The sequence below is a fragment of the Alsobacter sp. SYSU BS001988 genome, from assembly GCF_054796215.1.
On sequence record NZ_JBTAMK010000016.1, the window covers coordinates 59,854 to 79,802 of the forward strand.

General features: G+C 71.1%; 19 protein-coding genes. 9 read left to right on the forward strand and 10 right to left on the reverse strand.

Annotated elements, in window-relative coordinates:
* Positions 1-255 precede the first annotated feature (255 nt).
* Together ACYVO7_RS21650 and ACYVO7_RS21655 are read left to right on the forward strand one after the other, a co-directional pair.
* Positions 256-1,065, forward strand: coding sequence for a rhomboid family intramembrane serine protease (locus ACYVO7_RS21650; RefSeq protein WP_460451859.1), 810 nt, complete (start codon positions 256-258; stop codon positions 1,063-1,065).
* Between the two features lie 159 nt (positions 1,066-1,224).
* The gene (locus ACYVO7_RS21655; protein WP_460451860.1) at positions 1,225-1,653 is read left to right on the forward strand and encodes a CBS domain-containing protein; all 429 of its coding nucleotides are present in this window, start codon (positions 1,225-1,227) and stop codon (positions 1,651-1,653) included.
* 13 nt (positions 1,654-1,666) lie between these two features.
* On the opposite strand, the gene ACYVO7_RS21660 is transcribed toward ACYVO7_RS21655, so the two are convergent.
* The 3 genes from ACYVO7_RS21660 to folE all read right to left on the reverse strand — a co-directional run bounded on the left by ACYVO7_RS21660 (position 1,667) and on the right by folE (position 4,000).
* The gene (locus ACYVO7_RS21660) at positions 1,667-2,722 is read right to left on the reverse strand and encodes a patatin-like phospholipase family protein (RefSeq protein ID WP_460451861.1); all 1,056 of its coding nucleotides are present in this window, start codon (positions 2,720-2,722) and stop codon (positions 1,667-1,669) included.
* A gap of 122 nt (positions 2,723-2,844) precedes the next feature.
* The gene (gene hisI / locus ACYVO7_RS21665) at positions 2,845-3,285 is read right to left on the reverse strand and encodes a phosphoribosyl-AMP cyclohydrolase (RefSeq protein ID WP_460451862.1); all 441 of its coding nucleotides are present in this window, start codon (positions 3,283-3,285) and stop codon (positions 2,845-2,847) included.
* 79 nt (positions 3,286-3,364) lie between these two features.
* Positions 3,365-4,000 carry a GTP cyclohydrolase I FolE gene (folE, locus tag ACYVO7_RS21670; RefSeq protein WP_460451910.1) on the reverse strand — a complete coding sequence of 212 codons (636 nt, stop codon included), beginning with the start codon at positions 3,998-4,000 and terminating at the stop codon, positions 3,365-3,367.
* Positions 4,001-4,225: 225 nt separating this feature from the next.
* Here folE and ACYVO7_RS21675 point away from each other — a divergent pair, with 225 nt between their 5' ends.
* Positions 4,226-4,681 carry an iron-sulfur cluster assembly scaffold protein gene (locus tag ACYVO7_RS21675; protein ID WP_460451863.1) on the forward strand — a complete coding sequence of 152 codons (456 nt, stop codon included), beginning with the start codon at positions 4,226-4,228 and terminating at the stop codon, positions 4,679-4,681.
* 31 nt (positions 4,682-4,712) lie between these two features.
* On the opposite strand, the gene ACYVO7_RS21680 is transcribed toward ACYVO7_RS21675, so the two are convergent.
* Positions 4,713-5,774 carry a MipA/OmpV family protein gene (locus tag ACYVO7_RS21680; RefSeq protein WP_460451864.1) on the reverse strand — a complete coding sequence of 354 codons (1,062 nt, stop codon included), beginning with the start codon at positions 5,772-5,774 and terminating at the stop codon, positions 4,713-4,715.
* 189 nt (positions 5,775-5,963) lie between these two features.
* Between ACYVO7_RS21680 and yidD the strand changes: the two genes are divergently transcribed.
* Together yidD and thrS are read left to right on the forward strand one after the other, a co-directional pair.
* A complete protein-coding gene (gene yidD / locus ACYVO7_RS21685; protein WP_460451865.1) occupies positions 5,964-6,332 on the forward strand; it encodes a membrane protein insertion efficiency factor YidD in 369 nt (122 codons plus the stop codon).
* 89 nt (positions 6,333-6,421) lie between these two features.
* Complete coding sequence (thrS, locus tag ACYVO7_RS21690; protein WP_460451866.1) at positions 6,422-8,422, forward strand: threonine--tRNA ligase; 2,001 nt, start codon at positions 6,422-6,424, stop codon at positions 8,420-8,422.
* Between the two features lie 21 nt (positions 8,423-8,443).
* Here the strand turns inward: thrS and ACYVO7_RS21695 are convergent, their stop codons facing one another.
* The 4 genes from ACYVO7_RS21695 to ACYVO7_RS21710 form a co-directional block, all read right to left on the reverse strand.
* The gene (locus tag ACYVO7_RS21695; protein WP_460451867.1) at positions 8,444-8,770 is read right to left on the reverse strand and encodes a c-type cytochrome; all 327 of its coding nucleotides are present in this window, start codon (positions 8,768-8,770) and stop codon (positions 8,444-8,446) included.
* A 90-nt stretch (positions 8,771-8,860) separates the two neighbouring features.
* The gene (locus ACYVO7_RS21700) at positions 8,861-10,777 is read right to left on the reverse strand and encodes a methyl-accepting chemotaxis protein (RefSeq protein ID WP_460451868.1); all 1,917 of its coding nucleotides are present in this window, start codon (positions 10,775-10,777) and stop codon (positions 8,861-8,863) included.
* 103 nt (positions 10,778-10,880) lie between these two features.
* Complete coding sequence (locus ACYVO7_RS21705) at positions 10,881-11,888, reverse strand: hypothetical protein (protein WP_460451869.1); 1,008 nt, start codon at positions 11,886-11,888, stop codon at positions 10,881-10,883.
* A 103-nt stretch (positions 11,889-11,991) separates the two neighbouring features.
* Positions 11,992-14,415 (reverse strand): YfhO family protein, encoded by a 2,424-nt coding sequence (locus ACYVO7_RS21710; protein WP_460451870.1) that lies wholly within the window; start codon positions 14,413-14,415, stop codon positions 11,992-11,994.
* A 227-nt stretch (positions 14,416-14,642) separates the two neighbouring features.
* Between ACYVO7_RS21710 and ACYVO7_RS21715 the strand changes: the two genes are divergently transcribed.
* Entirely contained in the window at positions 14,643-15,209 is a 567-nt protein-coding gene (locus ACYVO7_RS21715) for a nitroreductase family protein (protein ID WP_460451871.1), read from the forward strand.
* A 39-nt stretch (positions 15,210-15,248) separates the two neighbouring features.
* Complete coding sequence (locus tag ACYVO7_RS21720) at positions 15,249-15,848, forward strand: flavin reductase family protein (protein WP_460451872.1); 600 nt, start codon at positions 15,249-15,251, stop codon at positions 15,846-15,848.
* Between the two features lies 1 nt (position 15,849).
* On the opposite strand, the gene ACYVO7_RS21725 is transcribed toward ACYVO7_RS21720, so the two are convergent.
* Positions 15,850-16,725 carry an HpcH/HpaI aldolase/citrate lyase family protein gene (locus tag ACYVO7_RS21725; protein ID WP_460451873.1) on the reverse strand — a complete coding sequence of 292 codons (876 nt, stop codon included), beginning with the start codon at positions 16,723-16,725 and terminating at the stop codon, positions 15,850-15,852.
* A gap of 4 nt (positions 16,726-16,729) precedes the next feature.
* Positions 16,730-17,242 carry a MaoC family dehydratase gene (locus ACYVO7_RS21730; protein WP_460451874.1) on the reverse strand — a complete coding sequence of 171 codons (513 nt, stop codon included), beginning with the start codon at positions 17,240-17,242 and terminating at the stop codon, positions 16,730-16,732.
* Between the two features lie 120 nt (positions 17,243-17,362).
* Between ACYVO7_RS21730 and ACYVO7_RS21735 the strand changes: the two genes are divergently transcribed.
* Positions 17,363-18,454: a lytic transglycosylase domain-containing protein gene (locus ACYVO7_RS21735; RefSeq protein ID WP_460451875.1), complete on the forward strand. Its 1,092-nt coding sequence runs from the start codon at positions 17,363-17,365 to the stop codon at positions 18,452-18,454.
* Positions 18,451-19,944 (forward strand): DUF2336 domain-containing protein, encoded by a 1,494-nt coding sequence (locus ACYVO7_RS21740; protein WP_460451876.1) that lies wholly within the window; start codon positions 18,451-18,453, stop codon positions 19,942-19,944. Before ACYVO7_RS21735 ends, ACYVO7_RS21740 begins: the two co-directional genes overlap by 4 nt.
* The last annotated feature ends 5 nt before the right edge of the window (positions 19,945-19,949 follow it).

Consider the following 19,949-nt stretch of genomic DNA (forward strand, 5'->3'; position numbering starts at 1 on the left):
ATCCTTTGCGGTCGACCGTGGCTCCTGTGTCGAACGCTAAACTGGGACAAGGCGAGGTGGAGCGGGGTCGCAAGGCCTGCTCTGCGCTTCGAAGCGCACCGCCGCGTAACGGGGAGAGTCTTCGGGCTCTCCCCCTTTTTTTGCCCCGGATTCGACTTGCGCGAGGCTTTCGCCCGGACAATGTTGCGGCTCCCGCGACAGCGCGCCCCGGATGGTCCGCCGCGCCGATGCGTCCGGACAGAGGGATCGCCCCCCGTGAAACCAGCCCTGGACGCGGAGTATCGCGAGCCGGTCTTCAACGTGCCCTTCGTGGTCGTCGCCGTGATCCTGGCGCTGGCGGGACTGCACGCCCTGCGCGCGTGGGGGGTGGGGGAGGACGCTCTCGTTTACGAATTAGCCTTCTTCCCGGCCCGCTTCACGGCCCTGTTCGGGGTCGACCCGATCCCGGGCTTGACGGAGAGGCTGGCCGCCGATCCCGGCAACACCGACCTGATGCAACGCCTCGGCCTCGCGCGGGAGCTGATGGAGAGCGGCTCCGCCAAGCCCTGGACGCTTGTCACCTACGCGCTGCTGCACGGCGGCTGGACCCACCTCATCCTGAACTCGGTCTGGCTGCTCGCCTTCGGGGCGGCGGTGGCGCGGCGGTTCGGCTCGACGCGCTTCCTGGTTTTCCTGGCCGTGACGGCCCTGGGCGGCGCGCTCGGCCACCTAGTCACGCATGGCGACGACGTCGCGCCCCTGGTCGGCGCCTCGGCGGCGATCTCGGGCTGCATGGCGGCGGCGATCCGGTTCGTGTTCCAGCCCGGCGCGCCGCTGGGCGCCTACCGCCTGGAGGAGGAGCTGAGCTACCGGCTGCCCGCCCTGTCGCTGCCCGAGGTCCTGCGGGACAGGCGGGCGGTGACCTTCCTGGCGGTCTGGTTCATCCTCAATTTCGCCACCGGGGTGGCGGGGATCGGGCTCGGGATGACGGACGCCTCCATCGCCTGGGAGGCTCATGTGGGCGGATTCGTCACCGGCCTCCTGGCCTTCCGCCTGTTCGATCCGCGGCGCGGGCGCCGCGTCTGAGCCTTCCGCCGGCCATTGCGCGTTCCGGGCTTTGAGCGCAGACTCGGCCCCTGAGCCGAGGCTGCGGACGCTCCGAGCGCGCATGGAGCGGCCGACCTGGCGCAGGCGAACCGACGGCCGCGAAGACCGTCACCGGGATGGACACGAAAGGAGGGGCGCATGACCGTCTCCCGCATACTCTCGACCAAGGGTCGCGAGGTCGTCACGATCCAGCCGCATCGCACATTGTCGGAGGCCGCCCGGGTGCTGGGCGAACGCAAGATCGGCGCGGTCGTGGTGACCGGCGCCGACGGGCAGGTGCTGGGCATCCTGTCGGAGCGCGACATCGTCCGGGCGCTGGTCCGGGGCCCCGAGTCGCTCCAGGACGCCGTGTCGGCGCACATGACCGCCGAGGTGATCACCTGCGCGCCGGACATGCTGATCGTGGACGTGATGGAGGAGATGACCTCCGGCCGGTTCCGTCACATGCCCGTGGTGGAGCGCGGACGCCTCTCCGGCATCGTCTCCATCGGCGACGTGGTGAAGCACCGCCTCACCGAGATGCAGCACGAGACCGAGGCGCTGCGCGAGTACATCACGGCCGGCTGAGGACGCCGGCCTTTCAGTACGGCCCCGGCAGCGATTCGAGCGTCGTCTCGAGGTCGGCGAGGGCTTGCGTCATCGCCTCCTCGCCGAGCGCGATGCTCTCCTGGGCGCGGTGGAAGTCGAACAGGCCCACCCGCCCGAGCCGCGGCTTGACATGCACGTCCGGCGGGTCGCCGGCCAGCCGCGACCGCGCGATGCGGTCCTGGGTGATGTTGAACGCGTCCACCATCACGCTGGCGAAGCCCGGCCCCGCGCCGCGGTTGACCATCCGGCGAAGCCGGTTCGCCGCGCCCAGCACCGGCGAGAACAGCCCCTCCGCGATGGTCTCCACCATCTCCTCGGTGGGCGGCTCGGCGCCTCCTCCATGGTCCGGGATCACGGCGCCGCGGCCGAAGAGGTCGGCGTTGAGATTGACGGCGATGACGAGCTCCGCCGACAGCGCCCGCGTGGTGGTGACCGGGATGGGGTTCACCAGGGCGCCGTCGAAGAGCAGCCGCCCGCCCAGGCGCACCGGGTCGAACACGCCCGGGAGGGCGTAGGACGCGCCCAGCGCCTCCACCATCGGACCCTTGGTGAGCCAGATCTCATGGCCGGAGCGAAGCTCGGTGGCGACGGCGGCGAAACGGGTGGCCGCGTCCTCGATGCGCATGTCGCCGAGGTCACGCTGCAGGAGTCGCTTCAGGCGGTCGCCGCTGATCAGGCCCGATCCGATGTGGAAGTCCATCAGCCAGAGCACCCGGCTCTTGGTGAGGGAGCGCGCGAAGGCCTCCAGCTCGTCGAGCTTGCCGGCGGCGTAGCAGCCGCCCACCACCGCGCCGATGGAGGTGCCGACCACGATCTCGGGCGTGTAGCCGGCCCTCTCCAGCGCGCGGATCACGCCGATATGGGCCCATCCACGGGCGGCGCCGCCGCCCAGCGCGAGTCCGATCCGGGGGCGCTTGCGCGTCACGGCGTCATGTCCTTGCGTTCTGGCGGTCGTCGGAGCCGGCGGGCCGCCGGCGGGCGCGCCCCCGGCGGCCCCGGCGCCTTCGGCGCGGGCCGGCGTGGTCAGGCCGAGCAGTTCCTGGAGCATGGTCGATCCCCGTCGCTCCTCCCATGGACGGCAGCATAGCGCAAGGCGCGTTACCGGCGGCTGAAGAGCCCACGACAACGGTCGAGCCCATGTCGGGGTTCAACGCGCCCGGAATGCCTTGCTCACGCCGCCACATGGGCGAGCGCGACCGGGCCCTGGCGCGCCTCCGCTCCGCCGCCGGGCAGCTCGACCCGGCGGTAGAAGCAGGAGCGGCGGCCGGTGTGGCAGCAGCCGCCGTCGCCGGCGACGTCCACCTTGAGGACCAGGCAGTCCTGGTCGCAGTCCACCAGGATCTCGCGCACGGTCTGGACCTGGCCGGACGTGTCGCCCTTGCGCCAGAGCGAGGCACGCGAGCGGGACCAGTACCAGCCTTCGCGGGTCTCGATGGTCCGGCGCAGGGCTTCCTCGTTCATGTGGGCGACCATCAGGATCTCGCCCGTGGAGGCGTCGACCGCCACGGCGGTGAGAAGGCCGGCTGCGTCGAATTTCGGCGCCAGGAGCAGGCCTTCCTCGACGGCGGCGGCGTCGCCGCGCGGCGACAGGCGGACGGTGGACGGGCTCATGCGGGGACTCCGGAACGCAAGCGGCCGGCTCTCGCCGGCCGTTTTCCATAGCATGGGGAGCTGCGGCGACGAACGCCGATCAGCGCAGCCCGCGCACCATGGCGAGGAAGCGCGCCTGCTCGGCGGGGTCGTCGCGGAAGACGCCGGTGAACTGCGTCGTCACCGTCATGGCGCCCTGCTTCAGCACGCCGCGCATGGACATGCACATGTGCTCGGCTTCGATGATCACCGCCACGCCGCGCGGCTTCAGGGCCTCGTCGACGGCCCCGACGATCTCGGCCGTCATGGTCTCCTGCGTCTGCAGCCGCCGGGCGAAGACGTCGACCACGCGGGCGAGCTTGGACAGGCCGACCACGCCTTCGGACGGGTAGTAGCCGATGCTGGCGCGGCCGACGAAGGGCACCATGTGGTGCTCGCAATGGGAGTGGAACGGGATGTCGCGCACGACCACCATGTCGTCGTAGCCGCCGACCTCCTCGAAGACCTTCGCGAGAACCTCCTGGGCGTCGACCCCATAGCCCGAATAGAGCTCCTCATAGGCCTTGACCACCCGCTTGGGCGTGTCGCGGAGGCCCTCGCGAGACGGGTCGTCGCCCGCCCAGCGGATGAGCGTGCGGACGGCCGCCTCGGCCTCCTCTCGGCTCGGCTTCGTCGCGACGTCCGCGGCCGGCTTCAGCGCCGGTCGCGGGGACAAGGTCTTGACCACGGCGTCCATCATGGAGCCTCCCGCCTGGATAATCTCAGCACCCTATACGGCTCGAGCTTCGGCGTGGACCACCGGCGCCGGCCCGCCTGCGGCGAAACGCGCAGGGGAGACGGCTGCGAACGCGAGCGTCCGGCGGAACGAATTCGTGAGCGTCCGCCTCGCAGCTGCGCGACGTCCGCCCTCGCACCCCAGCGCCAGGACGCCTATATATGGGAACGAAATGGTGGTGGCTTCATGCTGAACGACATCTACAACGCAAAAATCCTCGAACTGGCGGCCAACATCCCGCGCCTGGGGCGGCTCGACGCTCCGCAGGCGACCGCGAAGGCCCATTCCAAGCTCTGCGGGTCGACCGTCACCGTCGACCTTGCGATGGAGGGCGACCGGGTGAGCGACTTCGCCCATGAGGTGAAGGCCTGCGCGCTCGGCCAGGCCTCGTCCTCGGTCATGGCGCGCCACGTCGTCGGCTCGACCGCCCAGGAGCTGAGGGAGCTGCGCGACACGGTGCGCAAGATGCTGAAGGAGAACGGGCCGCCGCCGACCGGCCGCTGGGCGGACGCGGCCGTGCTCGAGCCGGTGCGCGACTACAAGGCCCGGCACGCCTCCACCATGCTGACCTTCGACGCGGTGGTGGACGCGATCGGCCAGATCGAGGCGGCGCGCCAGGCGCAGGCCCAGGCCGCCGAATAGGCGGGAAGGTTGCGAGCTGGGGCGGGGACGCCTAGCGCCGCCAGCCGCCGCCGCCGAGCTGGAACGAGTAGCTCGCGCTGGCGCCGACCGTGAACTGGTCGCGCGAGCCGAGGTTGCGGGTGATCGGGCTGTCGGCCGCCGAGCCGACGAGGCGGTCATAGGCGCCGCGCACCGTGGTCGCCCACTGGTCGTTCCACTGATAGGTCGCCGACGCCGCCACGCCGAGGGATTTCACGCCCGCGTCGGCCTTGTAGGGCGTGACGAGGCCATTCCACAGCGCGTCCTGGCGGCTCACGCCGAAATAGGCGTCCATGTATTCGCCGCCCGCGAAGGCGAGGCGGGGACCGGCCGCCAGCGTGAACTTGCCGAGGCGCTGGACGTAGTCCATCGACAGGTTGCCGACGAAGCCGCTGTATCCGTTGAAGCCGTAGCGCAGCTCGCCGCGCAGGCGCAGCGTGTCCGCCAAAGGCCAGAACTCGCCGAAGAGGCCGGGCTCGGCGGCCCATTTGGCGTCGTGGATTCCAAACAGGCTGCGGTCGTCCTGGCGGTAGCGGCCCGGCTGGTAGCGTCCGACCACGCCCACCGACCAGCGGCTGTCGCCGAAGAGCGCGAAGCTGATCCCGTCGTCGGGGGCCTTGAAGGCTTCAGGGTCGTCGGTGCGGCGGAAACTCAGGGACGGATAGGCGATGAAGCCGTAGTCCTTCGCTCCCGGGAAGTTCGGGGCGGCGATGACGTTGCCCCGGATGGTGACCAGCCAGCCCGCGGGCTGCGAGCCGGGCGCCGGCGCGGCTTCGGCCAGCGTCTCGGCAAGATCGGGGGTCTGGAGCGCATCGTCGGCGGGAGGGGCCTCGGCGGCGCGTCGGTCGGCCGGCGCCGGCTTCGGCGCCTCGGCCGCATGGCGCTTGGCCACGGCCTTTTCGGAGGCGGCCGCCTTGGCGGCGCGGGACTTGGACGCGCTCGCCTTGACGGGGGCCGCCTTGGCCTTGGCGGCGGCGTGCCGGGTCTTCGCCGACGCGGCGTCGGAGAGGGCGGCCGAGAGGGGGAGGGTCAGCGAAAGGCCGAGCAATCCTGGCCCGACGATCGATGCGGCCACGCGGAGGCTGCGTGCGGCGACGGATCGAACGCGATACACCATGGGAAAGGGGAGCTCCGTGTTGCGGGCCGCCGGCAAGCAGCATCGAACCGCGGACGGGAGAGGGATACCCAGTCGGCGGCGTCCATGCAAGCCGGGGCTGGGGCCGGCAGGCGATGGGAACGCGGAACAGGCTTTCAGGGTGAACGCGTGAAGTTAACGAAACCTTTACGTCCCGGGGTCGCGGCGGCCCATCTGCTGATCCGCGGCTACCAATTGACGCTGTCCGGGCTGATCGGCAGGCAATGCCGCCATTGGCCGAGCTGCTCGGCCTATGCGGATGAGGCGATCGGCCGTTACGGCTTCTGGGCCGGGGGGTGGATGAGCGCGGCCCGGCTGTGCCGCTGCCAGCCCTGGGGCACCGAGGGCGTGGACCTCGTCCCGGCGGCGTTGCCCGCCTCGGCGGCCTGGTATAGACCGTGGCGCTACGGACGGTGGCGCGGCGTCAATGCGCCGTCGCCCATCGTCTGCGACGCCGTCGCGCCCGACCGTGGACCGGCTTCGCCCACCCAGCCCTGATCCGGCCGCCAGCGCCGACCGGGGCCGGTTCCGCCCCGACCCAACGCTTACCTGCACCTGTTTGCAGGAGTGAGCAGGAGACCTGACCCATGATCCACGTCACCTTCCCCGACGGCGCCGTCCGCGAATTCGCTCCCGGGACCACCGGCCTCGACATCGCCAAGGGCATCTCGCCGTCGCTGGCCAAGCGCACCGTCGCGATGGCGCTGGACGGCGCGCTCGCCGATCTCGCCGATCCGATCGAGCGCGACGCCCGGCTGGAGTTCGTGTCCCGGGACGACCCGCGGGCGCTGGAGCTCATCCGGCACGACGCCGCGCATGTGCTGGCCGAGGCGGTGCAGACGCTGTGGCCCGGCACGCAGGTGACCATCGGCCCGGTGATCGAGAACGGCTTCTACTACGACTTCGCCCGCAACGAGCCCTTCACCCCGGAGGACTTCCCGGCGATCGAGGCCGAGATGCGCCGCATCATCGCGCGCGACAAGCCGTTCACGAAGGAAGTGTGGAGCCGCGAGAAGGCCCGCCAGGTCTTCGGCGACAAGGGCGAGGCGTTCAAGCTCGAGCTGATCGACGCCATCCCGGAGGGGCAGGACCTCAAGATCTACCGCCAGGGCGACTGGTTCGACCTCTGCCGCGGCCCGCACATGACCTCCACGGGCAAGGTCGGCGACGCCTTCAAGCTGATGAAGGTGGCCGGCGCCTATTGGCGCGGCGACAGCAACAATCCGATGCTGACCCGCATCTACGCCACCGCCTTCGCCAAGAAAGAGGACCTGGAGGCCTACACCCGCCAGCTGGAGGAAGCCGAGAAGCGCGACCACCGCCGGCTGGGCCGGGAGATGGACCTGTTCCACTTCCAGGAGGAGGGGCCCGGCACGGTGTTCTGGCACCCGAAGGGCTGGACCCTGTTCCAGTCCCTCATCTCCTACATGCGCCGGCGCCTGAGCACGCTCGGCTATGACGAGGTGAACGCGCCGCAGCTTCTCGACAAGTCTCTCTGGGAGACGTCCGGCCACTGGGGCTGGTACCAGGAGAACATGTTCGCGGTGAAGTCGGCCCACGCCTTCATGCATCCGGAGGACCAGGACGCCGAGCAGCGCGTCTTCGCCCTGAAGCCGATGAACTGCCCCGGCCATGTGCAGATCTTCAAGCACGGGCTGAAGAGCTATCGCGACCTGCCCATGCGGCTGGCCGAGTTCGGCGCGGTGCACCGCTACGAGCCGTCCGGCGCCCTGCACGGCCTGATGCGGGTGCGCGGCTTCACCCAGGACGACGCCCACATCTTCTGCACGGACGAGCAGATGGAGGCCGAGTGCCTGGCCATCAACGACCTGATCCTCAGCACCTACAAGGATTTCGGCTTCGACAAGATCGTCGTGAAGCTCTCCACCCGGCCGGAGAAGCGCGTCGGCAGCGACGCGCTGTGGGACCGCGCCGAGACCGTGATGACGCGTGTGCTGGAGAAGATCGCCGCGCAGTCGGGCGGGGCGATCGAGACCAGCATCAATCCGGGCGAGGGCGCGTTCTACGGGCCGAAATTCGAATATGTGCTGCGCGACGCCATCGGCCGCGACTGGCAGTGCGGCACCACGCAGGTGGATTTCAACCTGCCGGAGCGGTTCGGGGCGTTCTACATCGCCGACAGCGGCGAGAAGACCACGCCGGTGATGATCCACCGGGCCATCTGCGGCTCCATGGAGCGGTTCACCGGCATCCTGATCGAACACTTCGCCGGGCACTTCCCGCTGTGGCTGGCGCCGCTGCAGGTGGTCGTGTGCCCCATCACGCACGAGGCGGACGGCTACGCCAGGGAGGTGCTGGCCGCCGCCCGACGGGCGGGTCTGCGCGCCGAGGCCGATCTGCGCAACGAGAAGATCAGCTACAAGGTGCGCGAGCACTCGCTGGCCAAGGTCCCGGTCATCCTGGCGGTGGGCAAGAAGGAGGCCGCCGAGCGCACGGTGTCGGCGCGCCGCCTCGGCTCGCCCGACCAGAAGACCCTGGCGCTGGACGTCGCGCTGCGCAGCCTCGCGGCGGAAGCCGTCGCGCCGGACCTGAAGCGCGACGGCGAGGAGCGCATGGCGGCCGAATAGGCCGACCCTGCGGCCGGCGGCTCAGCGCTTCACGGTCTTGATATAGGCGACGAGGTCGGCGACCTCGCCGCGGTTGAGCTGCATGTCCGGCATCTTGGGATGCGGGTTCATCAGGAACTTCTCCAGCGGGACGGAGCCGGCCGGCCTCGTCGCGATGGTGGCGAAGGGGGGCGCGTCCGTCTTGGCGGAGGTCTGCCCGGGCGCGACCACGTGGCACTCCGCGCACCAGCGCTTGGCGATCCTGGCGCCGTTGGCGGCGTCCGCCGCCTGTGAGGAGCCGGCGCTCGCGACGAGGGACGCCAATCCGGCGAGGGTCGCGGCGACGCGGAATGCGGGAAGGTGGGACATGTGGGCTCATCCGGATTGCGATCGCCCACAGGCTCGCGCATTCCGGGCGCCCCGTCGACGATCTTGATCAACCTGTGGGAGAACCCGGTCCTAGCCGGCCGAGGATGCGGCGTGGGGGGCCGGATCCTGCGCCGATCCGAACTCCAGCGAGCGGCGCAGGTCCTCGATCTCCAGCCTGATCGTCTGGGCCTCCGCCTCCAGCATGGTCGTGGTGCCCAGCAGGTCCGAGGCGCAATGGTCCGCCAGTTCGGCCGCCTCGCGAATCGCATTGGCGCTGCGCGAGGCCTTGGCCGCCGTCTCCGCCGCGGTCGCGATCGTCATGGCGATGTCGGTGGCGGTGTTGCTCTGGCGCGCCACCGTGCCGGCGATTCCCTGCGTCGTGTCGCGCGTGATCTTGAGGCCCTCCAGCATGGCCCGCACGCTCTCGATGGAGGTGCGCCCGGCGCGCTGGATCGCGGTGAGCTGGGCGCTGATCTGGCCGGTGGCGTCGGAGGTCTGGGCCGACAGGAGCTTGATCTCCTGCGCCACCACCGAAAAGCCGCGGCCGGCGTCCCCGGCGCGGGCGGCCTCGATGGTGGCGTTGAGCGCCAGCATGTTGGTCTGGTGCGCCACCGCTCGGATCATCTGCACGACCCGGTCGATCTGCAGGGTGGCGCTGTCGAGGTCCGAGAAGGCCTCGCTGCTCCGCCCCGCCTGGGCGATGGCCTCGTCGAAGGTCTGCAGCGCGCCGGTGACGGCCCGTTCGGCTTCGATGCCGATGTCGGAGATGGTCGCGGCGCTGACGGCGATGTGGTCGACGTTCTGCGCCGAGGCGTTGGATATGTCGGCGGCGCCGGCGCTGCCGTCCCGGGCCCGCGCGGCCGCCTCGTTCATCCGCGAGCACTGCCCGGAGATGTCGGCGATGATCCGGCCGAGCGTGTCGATGGAGCCGCCGAGCCGGCCGCCGAGCGCCTCGACATGCGAGAGGATCTCGGCGTCCCGGGTCAGCATGGCCTCGCGCTGGTCGCGCAAAGCAAGCTCCGCCAGCTGAGAAGCGGCGGTGTGGCTGGCTTCCTCCAGCGCGAGCCGGGTAATCCTGGCGCGCGTGACGATGATCGCCACGGCCCCGATCAGGGCGGTGCCGACCAGCCCGATCAGGATCAGGGGCAGCGCCTGCCGGCGGATGGCCTGCATGGTCTCCTCGGTGGAGAGGCCGACGGCGACGATGAGGTCGTGCCCGACGACGCGCTTGAACGCGCCTGAGCGCTCGACGCCGTCGATGGGGCTCACCAGCCTGAAATTGCCCTGCGGCGCCGCCGTGATCGCCTGGAAGAAGGGCGTGCCCAGGACGGACACGCCCGTCGCGTTCTGCGACGTCCCCCGCCGGAAGCGGATGAGGCCGTCCGCGCCCACCAGGGCGACCACGCCCGCGGGGCCGAGATCGACCGCCTCGTACAGCTTGGAGAAATGGTCCGGGTCGGCCGAGGCGACGATGACGCCCGCGAACCGGCCCTGGCGGTCGGTGATGCGGCGCGTGAGCTGGATCGACCAGCGCCCCGAGGCGCGCCCGAGCACCGGCTTGCTGACGAAGAGCTTGTCCTCGGCGCTGTTCTTGTGGACCAGGAAGTGCTCGCGATCGCTCAGATTGACCGCCGGCGCGGTGGTCGGAATGTTGCTGGCGCGCAATTCCCCATCGGCCCCGATGATGGCCATCTGGAAGATCATGCTGTCGAACTGGGCCGAGCGCTTGGAATAGGCCGCCGCCAGGAAGTCGCTGGGGTCGTCCTCGTAGAGCGCCCTCAGCACCAACAGGGACTTGTCCACCTCGCGGATCGCCCGGCTGGCGTTTTCGGAGAACAGCGTGGCGAGGTTGGCGGTGGTGCGGTCGACGAGGGCCTGGGCGTGATCATACTCCGACCACAGCATCGCGGCGATGCTCGTCCAGACCACGACGCCCATTGCGACGCCGAACAGGATCGGGGTCGTCGTGAGTCTCTCGATCCAGCCGGGCGACGATGTGGAGGACAAGGCTTGCTCCTTCGCGCCACTGTCCTCCGAAATTGTAATTTTGCGATTAACAACCCTAAAGACGTCAAGTGCTAAGCCCCTGGCCCGCCGGCGACGCGCCCGCCTACCGGGCCATAACCTCGATGTCGCGATCGAGGCCGGACTTCACGCTGAACTCCTGCGTGTAGACCTTGCCCCCGTTGCGGGCGATGGCGACGTATTCACCTTCCGCCAGCGTCATGGACGGGAAGGCGCCGATGGCCTCGCGGATCGTGTCGCCGCCGGGGGTCAGCACGCTGAAGGCCGTATTGGCCAAAGCCTCGCTGCCGGGCGCGGTGACGAGCTTCAGGATGATGGTCGCCGCCTTGTGGCGCAGGGTCGCTTCGGTGATCCGGCCGGCCTCGACCTTGAGGTCGGCGGACATGATCGCGTTGCTGTCGCCATAGGTGGACACCACCCGGTACCCGCCCTCCGGCAGCCGCAGCATGGCGCCGCCATGGGCCGCCTCCACGACCAGCCGCCCCTCCGGATCATTGCCCAGCGGCACATAGACGTTGAAGCGCAGCTTCTCCGGCGGGATCGTCGAGTCGCCGATCACGCCCCCGAGGATCAGCCCGCCGGCGTTGATCACCAGGCTCTCGCTCGTCGACGCGCCGCCCATGACGATGCGCTTGACGGCGCTGGCCAGCCCGTAGGCGGCATGGACCGTATAGACGCCCGGCTCCAGCGACATCGTGGGGGAGGCGGCGCGGGACTCCTGCAGCAGCGTCGCGGGGCCGCCGTCCTGCGGATCGGAATACACGCGCCACACGATGCCGGAGCGGATCGGGCCCGCTTGTCCGCCCAGGACGGCGCTGAGGCTCAGGGTGCCGCCGTCGCGATGCACCGAGGAGGTGGAGGGGCCGCGCGGGATCGGGCTGGACGGGGCGGGGGCGCCGGGCGCGGGCCCGGGCGGAGGCTGGGCCTGGTCCGGCGCGACCAGGGGGAAGGGGAGCGCCGGAGAGACGGGCGGCGCCAGCGCCGGGCCGCGCTCCTGCGGGGCGACCTGCGGCGGCGGGTTGACTTGCGCCCCAGCGGGGGCGGAGGCCAGCATGGCGAGGCCGGCGAGGGCGAGGATGATCGCGGTCTTCATGTCGTCCTTGGCCGCCGGCGGCGGGGAGGTCTGGGCGCGGCGACCTTCTGCACGGCTTGCGCCGTCTGGCAAGCCGGCCTGCGCGACGCGCCCGTCGGCCGCGCTAGCGGGTGGCCGTCTCGGCGCCGCTGTCGCGATGCACGAGGTCCGTCGCGGCGGTCAGGAGGTTGTCCGCCGAAAGCGGCCGGAATGTGAACTCGACCGTGTGTTCGCCGGCCGGGACCTCGACGCCCCTGAACAGCAGGTTGGCCTTGAGCACCGTCTTCTCCTCGCCGTCGACGCTGACCTCCCAGCCCGGATAATAGAGATCATGCAGGACGAGGACGCCGGCCTTCTCGGTGGAGACGGTCAGCTTCACGGCGTTGCGCTTGTAGGACTGGATCGTCACCTTCGCGGCGTTCGGCCGGTCGTCGGCGGAGGGATCCTCGGTCGTGTAGTTGGCGTCCAGAAGCTCCATGTCGGACTTGTCGATCAGGGCTTCGGTCGTGCGGTCGAACTCGGGCAGCTCCTCGTCGGACAGCACCTCCTCGGTCTCGACCGGCTTCAGGCGCGTCGCCACATAGGCGCGGGGCGCGGCCGGGGCCAGCCGGTAGATCCACATCGCGTCGGAGGCGTAGAGGAGGGTGGCCGAGCCCAGCCGCGGGAAGTGGCGCGGCAGCTTGTCGGCCGGTCGGTCCAGCACGAGATATTCGAGGCCGAGCAGGCGGGCCAGATTGCAGCGGTAGCCGCGGAACGTGCCGGGGAACTGGCGCAGGCGCAGTTCGACGGCGTTCTCGCCAGGGCCGACCGCCTTCTCGTATTCGGCGATGCGCAGCGCGTTGTAGCCCACCGTGTCCTCGATGCCGAGCACCATGGAGGCGTTCTGCCATGCGCCGGTGAGGCCCAGGATCTCGACCCGGGGGCGCTCGCCGCGGGCGTGGCGTTCGTCGAGCTCGCGCTTCAGCACGTTGAGCCCGGCGAAGTCGGCCGGCTTCAGGCTGTTGTAGATGGCGTAGCGGCCGGCGGGCTCGGCGTTGAGCGCCGAGGCGGCGTTGCGCCAGACCAGTTCGCCGCCCGTCGCCGCGACGAGCAGCGCCGCCGCGATGGCGCGGGTGCGCCGGCTCGTCTGCTGCATCGCGAGGCTGAGCGCCACCGCGGCGATGGCCACGAAGAGGGCCACCTGAACGCTGGCCTCGGTGAGGTGGCCGACCCGGCGGGAGAATACGAGGCCGGACACGACGAGGCCCAGCGGAATCAGGACGGCCGCGCCCTGGCGCAGCCGCGCGGCCCAGGGCCGGATCCTCTCGGCCGCCGCGGCCGCGCCGTCCGTGACGTAACGGTGCACGCAATAGCCGGCGCAGAAGGCCAGAGAGATGTTGATCAGAAAGGTGGCGTCCGCAGGCCGGCGATAGAGCGAGATGCCCGGCACGTGGTCGAAGAGCTGGACGAAGACGGGGGTGTAGCGCCCGAGCGCATAGATCACCGCGAAGACGCCGACGAGGCCGAAGAATCGCAGGTCGCGCGTGAACAGCCGGCCCCGGGCGACGCCCTGCCAGAGCAGCAGCGCCGCCGGGATGGTGCCGGCGAAGATGTAGTTCACGGCGCGGTCCGTGTAGGTGCCCTCGGGGATCGTGTCCCACATCGGGCCCCAATAATCGTAGGTGTGGTTCAGCGTGCCGAAGATGTTGGGCGCCAGCAGCGTGACGAGGCTCGACGGCGGCAGGGAGTTCATCGCCGCGACGCCGTAGCTGATGGCGGGCCGGTTGGAGTCGGCCAGCAGCTGCATGGTGAGCAGCGCCGGAATGGCCAGCATGGCGACGATCACCACGGCCGCGAAGGCGAGCAGGGGCGCCCGGCTGGCGGCGAAACGCAGCGGGCGCTCCGCCGCGAGGCTCTGGTCGATGACGGCGGCCGCGATGGCGAGGCAGCACAGGAACGCGACCTGGTCGCGCCCCAGCGCCATCAGCCCGGCGCAGACCGCGAAGGCGAGCGCGGCGCGCCAGGATTTCCGCGCCAGGGCGATCTCCACGAAGAGGAGCGCCGGCAGGAAGAACGAATAGGAGAAGATCATGCCGGTATGCTGCAGGCGGGCCGCGGCGGACCCCCCGAGCACGATCATCATGGCCGCCGCGACCGCCCCGATGGGGTGCCAGCCGCGCCGCCAGAACAGGCCCAGCGTGGCGAAGGCGGGCAGCAGCAGATGGGCGAAGACGACCCCGTCGAAGAGCTGCATCGACGCTTCCGGCGCCAGCCAGGCGAAAAGCGCCATGGTGGGCGTGAACAGCAGCGACTGCGGGTCCGCCACCGAGGGATGGCCGCTGAAATGGAAGGGGTTCCAGAGCGGCCACTCGCCCTGCGCCAGCGCGGCGCCGAGATAGCGGAACATGGGATAGAAGTGGTTCTTGGAGTCCCACGGCACGACCGAGTCCGTTGCCTGCCAGGCGGCCGCCGCGATGACCCAGAACGCCAGGACGGCCGCCACGGCGCGCAGCGTCGTGGGCCTGTCCCAGAGGGAGGCGGAGGGCGTTCTGCCGGAATCGCGCGTCATGGTGTGCTGGACTCTGCCTCGGGCGGGGGTGGGTGCGCCAATCTTGACGTCGCCTCGAGCCGGCTCTAGCTCTCGGAAACCTCTCGCCCGGTCGCCCGGCCTTCTGCGCCCCATCTTCTTGGTTCCGCATCCAACCACGAGGCGCATGAACGGCCCATGAATGCTTCGCTTCCGCCGCCCCGGCGGCGCTCGCCCGCCTTTTCCCGACACCGACCAGGACCTGCCTGATGACCGACGCGCTGACCCTTCTGGAGACCCGCCGCTCGCTGCCGCCGCAGCTGATGACCGGACCCGGGCCGACCGAGGCGGAGCTGGAGACCCTGCTGCGGATCGCGACGAGGGTGCCCGACCACGGCAAGCTCGCGCCGTGGCGCCTCATCGTCATCGAGGGCGAGGCCCGCGACCGGCTCGGCGCCGAAGTCGGGCGCATCTTCGCCGCCCAGAACCCGGAGGCCGACGCGGACCGCGTCGCGCTGGAGCGCGGCCGCTTCAGCCGCGCGCCGCTGGTGATCGCCGTGGTGAGCCTGGCCGGCCCGCATGTGAAGATCCCCGAATGGGAGCAGACCCTCTCGGCCGGCGCGGTGTGCATGACGCTGTGCGTCGCCGCGAACGCGATGGGCTTCAGGACCGCCTGGCTGACCGAATGGATGGCCTATGACCGCCAGGCGCTCGAGGTCCTGGGCGTTCGCCCGCAGGAGCGCGTCGCCGGCTTCATCCATATCGGCCGGGGCGAGGGGCAGGCGGACCGTCCGCGTCCGAATCTCGCCGACGTCGTCACGCGCTGGGGCGCATGAGATTCACGAATCGGTTCAAGCCGCAGGGGCGTCGCGTTCATGTTCTACGATACTGTCAGCTACGCCCACGGATTGCCGCACGACCCGCTGAAGGCCATCGTGGCGCCGCGCCCGATCGGCTGGATCAGCGCGATGAGCGCCGACGGGGCGGTGAACCTGTCGCCCTACTCGTTCTTCAACGCGTTCTCGACCCGCCCTCCCATCGTGGGCTTCTCGTCGGAGGGGCTGAAGGACGCCGTCGCCTTCATCAGCGAGACGAAGGAGTTCGTCTGCAATCTCGCCACATGGGACCTGCGGCATGAGATGAACGCCACCTCGGCGACGTTGCCGCGCGGCGAGAGCGAGTTCGCCCATGCCGGGCTGGAGCAGGAGGCGTCCCGGCTGGTGCGCCCGCCCCGGGTGAAGGGCGTCGCGGCGGCGCTGGAGTGCCGCCTGTCCGAGATCGTCAAGCTGAAGACCTCCACCGGCGAGGAGCTCGATAGGTGGCTGGTGCTGGGCCATGTCGTGGGCGTCCATATCGACGAGCGCTTCATCCGGAACGGGCTCTTCGACATCACGGCCGCCAAGCCGATCGCGCGCTGCGGCTACCACGACTACGCGGTCGTCAGCGAGGTGTTCTCGATCGTCCGGCCGGAGTGACTCAGCTCCTCCGCCCGCCGCGCTCCAGCGTGCGCAAAGCGCGGCGCAGGTGGGGGCGGTCGAGCATCTCGCCATCGAGGCCGATGACGCCCGCCCCGGGCTGGGCCTCGAACAGCGCGACGATCCTGGCGGCCCTTTCGAGGGCCTTGGCCGAGGGCGTGAAGACGCGGTTGATCGTGGCCACCTGCCCGGGATGGATCGCCATCTTGCCGGTGAAGCCGTCGCGCCGCGCCGCCTCGCATTCGGCCTCGAGCCCCGCCTCGTCGCGGAAATTCGTGAACACGGTGTCGATGGGCGCGGCGTCGGCGGCGTTGGCGGCGAAGAGCGTGAGCGTGCGCGCCAGCCGGTAGGGATCCGCATAGGTCCCGTCCTCGGCGCGGTTGGTCTCCGCGCCCAGGTCGGCGGAGAGGTCCTCGGCTCCCCAGGTGAGGCCGGAGAGGCGATGGCTCGCCCCCGCATAGGTTCCCATGTGGAAGATCGAGCGGGCGGTCTCGGTCGCGATGGCGACGATGCGGGTGGCGCCGTCCTCCAGCTCGCATTCGGCCTCGCGCACGGCGAGCTTGGCGGCGGCGTGCTGGACGTCGACGCCCGACGAGGTCTTGGGCAGGAGGATTCCGTCCGGCGCGCCCGGCATGACGGCGTCGAGGTCGATGTCCGTGAGGCCCGTGTCGAGCGCGTTCACCCGCACATAGAGCCGCGGCCGTCCGGGCTGCGCCCGCGCCTGCCGCAGGACGGCGAGGACGGTGTCGCGCGCCGCGGCCTTGGCCTCCAGGGCGACGGAGTCCTCCAGGTCGAGAATGAGGGCGTCGGCCTCGCTGGCCATGCCCTTCTCCAGCTTGCGGGGGCTGTCGCCCGGCACGAACAGCAGCGAGCGCATCGGCTCAGGCCCGCGGCTGCTTGCGCATGAAGGCCTGCCGGCGGCACTCGGCCACCAGCGTTCCGTCCTGCTTGTAGGCGCGATGCACGAAATCGACGATGCCGGCGTCCGGCCGAGACCGGGATTCGCGCTTGGCGGCCACCTCGGTGACGCAGCGCACGGTGTCTCCCTCGAAGAGCGGGGCCGGGAAGCGCACGTCGGTCATGCCCAGATTGGCGATGGTGGTGCCGACCGTGGTGTCGTTGACCGAAATGCCGATCATCAGCCCGAGCGTGAACAGGGAGTTCATCAGCGGCTGGCCCCACTCCGTCTCGGTCGCGCAGAAATGGGCGTCGATGTGCAGCGGCTGCGGGTTCAGCGTCATGTTGGAGAACAGCATGTTGTCCATCTGGGTGACCGTGCGGGTGAGCCGGTGCGGGATGGTCTCGCCGACCACGAAATCGTCGAAATAGAGCCCTCCGCGAGCATGGCGCCGCTGCTCGCGGGCCGGATCCACCGTCACTGTCGCCTCAGACATGCCTTCGCTCCCTCTGACACAGGCCGGCGCCGCCGCCGCATTGACCGAACGTTTACCATAATCGCTCACGGTGAAAGGCCAGACAGCCGGCCGGCTCGCGCCGGCGCGCCCGGAGTCGCGATGTTCCTGTTCACCACCCCCACGGCGACGCCCGAGACGCGGGCCCAGAGCCCGGTCGTGGACGCGATCAAGCAGGGTTCGGAGCAGACCGGGACGGATTTCGGCTACCTGCTCCAGACGGCGCAGCGCGAATCGTCGCTGGATCCGGCCGCCAAAGCGAAAAGCTCGTCGGCCTCGGGGCTGTTCCAGTTCATCGAGCAGACCTGGCTGGGGCTGATCAAGTCGAAGGGGGCGGAGCACGGCCTCGGGTCGCAGGCGCAGGCCATCACGCAGTCGCAGCAGGGCCGTTACGACGTGCCGGATCCGGCGGCGCGCCAGCAGATCCTGCAGCTGCGCAACGACCCGCAAACCGCCGCCGTGATGGCGGGCGAGCTGACGCGCCAGAACACCGCGGCGCTGACCTCCGCGCTGGGCCGGGCGCCCAGCTCCGGCGAGCTCTACGCGGCGCATTTCCTCGGCGCGGCGGGCGCGGGCGAACTCGTCAAGCGCGCCCAATCCACCCCCCAGGCCAGCGCGGCGGACGTTTTTCCGGACCAGGCCGCCGCTAACCGCGCCGTGTTCACGGACCGGGCGACCGGACGGCCGAAGACGGTCGGCGAACTCTACGCGTCGCTGGCCAGGGCCGGCGCGCCGCAGGCCATTCCGGCCGATCCCGCCGCCTGGGGCGCGGCCGGCGAGCAGCCCCACGCTCCGGCGCTCGCCTATGCGCGGCAGGACGGGCCGCCCATGCATGGCCTGTTCAGGACCGAGGGCAGCCGGGCGCCGATGAACCAGACCGTGGCGCGGCTCTGGGCGGGGCTTCCCGCCGCCAGGGCCGCGGACGACGCGCCCCGGTTCTATCCGCGCACCGCCTCGCTGGGCGCGAGCCCCAAGGCGTCGGACGCCGCTCCGGCGGGCGCCGCGAACCTCGTCGTTACGCCGGCCGCCCCGGCCCAGGCCGCGGCCGTTCCGCTTCCGCCCGAACGCCCCGCCGAGTTCGGCCCCTCGGTCAGGACCGCCGCCATGGCGGGCGTGGAACCGGCCAAAGCCGGCCCCCGCCGCGGCCGCGCGCCGCTGGACCTGCTCTCCTTCATGAAGAAGGCCGCCCCATGATCATCCGGCGCTTCCTGGCCTGGACCCGCACGGCCCCCGCCGAACCGCGCGCCGCCGCCACCGGAGCGCTGGCCCGGGCCTATCTCACGGCGGGCATGGACGCCCACGCCAAGGCCGAGGCCGAAGCCGCCCTGACGCTGGCGCTCGACGATCCCTCGCCGCTGGTGCGCGCCGCCCTGGCGGACGCCCTGGCCGGGGAGGCCGGCGCGCCGCGCCACCTCGTGGCCGCGCTCGCGTCCGACGCGCCCGAGATCGCGGCGATGATCCTGGAGCGGTCGCCGCTGCTGTCCGACCCGGAGCTGATCGACCATGTCGCCATGGGGTCGGCGGCGACCCAAGCCGCCATCGCCCGGCGGGCGGACCTGTCTCCCGCCGTCGCGGCGGCGCTGGCCGAAGTGGCGGAGGCGGACGCCGTCCTGGCCCTGGTCCGCAACGCGGGCGCGGTGATCCCGGCCTTCTCGCTGGAGCGGATGATCGAACGCTTCGGCGCCGAAGCGGACCTGCGCCACGCCTTGCTGGACCGGCCGGACCTGACCATCGGGGTCCGCCTGTCGGCGCTGCTGGCGGGGGTGCGTGCTCCGGGCCCGGACGCGGCCCTGCGCGACGGCCAGTCGCCGGCCCGGTGGGAGCAGCTGCAGCGGGACGAAGAGGAGAAGATCGTGCTCGCGCTGGCGGCGCGCTGCGACGACGACGATCTTTCCGGGCTGGTCGCGCATCTGCGGGCGACCGGTCGGCTGACTCCCGGGCTGCTGCTGCGCGGACTTCTCTTCGGCGAGGCGCGCCTCGTCACCGAGGCCGTCGCCAACCTGGTGCGGGTGCCCGCGCGCCGCGTGGCCGCCCTCATGGCCGAGCCCCGCTCGGGAGGCTGGAGAGCCCTCTACCGCAAGGCGGGGCTGCCACAGCTCCTGCTCGGCGCCTTCCAGAGCGCGATCGAGGCCGCCCGCGCCGAGGCGGGGAACGACGGACTGGTGGGCGGGCCCGCTTTGGCGCGGCGCGTCGTCGGCCGGGTCATCGCCGACTGCGCCGCCATGGGCGAGGACGTGGGCGGCCGCGTTCTCGTCCTCCTCCAGCGTTTCGAGGTCGACATCGCCCGGGACGAGGCCCGCTGGGCGGCCGACGCCATGTTGGCCAGCATGGCGCAGGAGAGCGCCTCGGCGCTGGCCATCGCCGCGCCGGCCAACGCCGACGCTGCGGCGGAGCCGGCCGATCTTTTCGGCGATCTCGGCGCGGCCGTCGCCAATGACGGGACGGCGGAGCCGGACTTCGCGGATGCGGCGGACAGCCCGGAGCCGATCGAAGGCGCGGCGCCGGACGTCGTCGCCGAGGAGAGCGGCGCCGTGACGGCGGCGAGCCCGGACGCGGATGCGGCGGCTGAGCCCGACGAGGCGCAGCAGGTCCCGCGCGAGCCTGCGGCCATCAAGGCGAGCGACCCCGACTTCACGGCGTTCTTCGCCAAGGTCCGGGCCGAGCTCGTCGCCAAGGCGGCCTGAGAGGC